This window comes from Arthrobacter sp. 9V (assembly GCF_902506065.1).
Classification (GTDB): Bacteria; Actinomycetota; Actinomycetes; order Actinomycetales; family Micrococcaceae; genus Arthrobacter.
Window position 1 is genome coordinate 1 of sequence record NZ_LR732970.1, and the last position, 1,604, is coordinate 1,604.

General features: G+C 67.6%; 1 protein-coding gene. It reads right to left on the bottom strand.

From position 1 onward, the window contains the following. Positions 1-1,137: 1,137 nt before the first annotated feature. Positions 1,138-1,604: histidine kinase (locus tag BACI9J_RS24540; protein ID WP_236558885.1), on the bottom strand; the 467-nt coding region annotated here is incomplete at its 5' end.

Here is a 1,604-nt window from a genome sequence, read left to right on the forward strand (position 1 = left end):
GTCGGAACAGGCTCGGAGGTGGGGGCAGACGACGCCTTTCCCTGCGGCCGGTCTGGCTTGCCGGCCACAGGCGGCTCCGAGGTCGGGGAGGCGGCAGGAGCCGGGCTGTCGGTGGCTTTGTTCGTCGGTGGCGATGTCGGTCGCCCGGACGACGAGGGCGAGGGCGAGGGGTGAGCCGCCGTCGGGGTTGACGCGATTTCGGGCGTGCCATTCGGCTGATGCCCGTCAACAGCGAAACCGACACCTGCCCCGATCAAGATCACGGCTACGACTGCTCCTGAAACGAGGAGGAGACCGGAACGTCTGCGGCGAGAGCCTGGCTCAACCGACGACCGGTGAGCGGTGAGCGTGTCCGCATGGGCGGATTCGCCCGAAGTGACGAAGGCACCGAGCCCGGTCGCGCCGAGCGTGCCCACCGCGAGGGGCAGCAGCGCAGGGGCTCGGACGTCAGCTCGACCGTGCCTTGCGAAGTCGTGGCACCACAAGGCGCGGCGAACTGCCCCGAACTTCGTGCCCGTACCCGCGTCATCAACTGCTCGAGCCGCCGTCTGAAGGAAGTGAGAGCGCAAGTCGAGCCTTGCCTCTCGCCCAGTGAGCGGCAACTTTGTTGTGCTCCTGGGCGGGCCGCCGGAGTTCCCTGGCTCCGGCGGCCCGAACCAAGCATCCCGTCCAAGAGGAGCGGTGATCGTCACACGCCATGTTGCGGTGCGTTGACCGTCTGAGTCGGCCTACACCGCGTGGCTTCCGGCTCTAACCGAAACTGGCGGCGTCAACCACTTCCCTTCGGCGTCTGCCTGAACTGAGGTGACTACGTCGCCGACAGTCACCATCACCGAGCTGCCAGGGCGGGCCGTCCCGGTCACGATTGGCAACAGGATCCCGCGCGTCGTGTCGATGCTGTTCAGCCTCGGACTGAGTGTCGAAGGTGTTCCCTGGGGCGGCGCTCGCTCAGCAGCTGGGGATTCAGGTCCGCCCGACGGCGCGGACGCTGGCTCTTCAGCCTCGCTCGGAGGCGGGCCATGACGGCGGCATTGCAACTCTTTGCCGCGCTGCGCAGACCTCGTCGTTGATATCGGCAAGACCGGTGCCCATGGGCCCGGGTAGGGGACCAGGAGCGGTGTCGAGGGTCTGCTCTCGTCATCCGCCAGACCGGTCTGCGTCAGCGCCCACACGTGGGCTAATCTCCCGGAGCCTGAGTAAGAGCTCGTCTGGATTCGTCGGCGACACGTTCCCGGCAGTGCGCAGCCCGCTGAGGAACCCACGAGTCTCGCTGAGAGCATCACGGCCGAGCGCTCCGATGCTCTCGAGTGCTGCGGCGACCTGTTCGGTCGCGGAGCTCGACGCTGCACGCGCGAACTGCGCTCCCTCGGCCAGCGCAAGGATCGCCGCCAAGCGATGCGCAATAACGTCGTGCATCTCACGAGCGGCCCGGAGACGCTCTTGCTCGATCGCGACTGCGTGCTCGGCTCTCGCAGCATCCCGCTCCGCGAGCAGTTGCGCCCGACGTGTGCTGCTCCGGGCCGCTCGTGAGATGCACGACGTTATTGCGCATCGCTTGGCGGCGATCCTTGCGCTGGCCGAGGGAGCGCAGTTCGCGCGTGCAG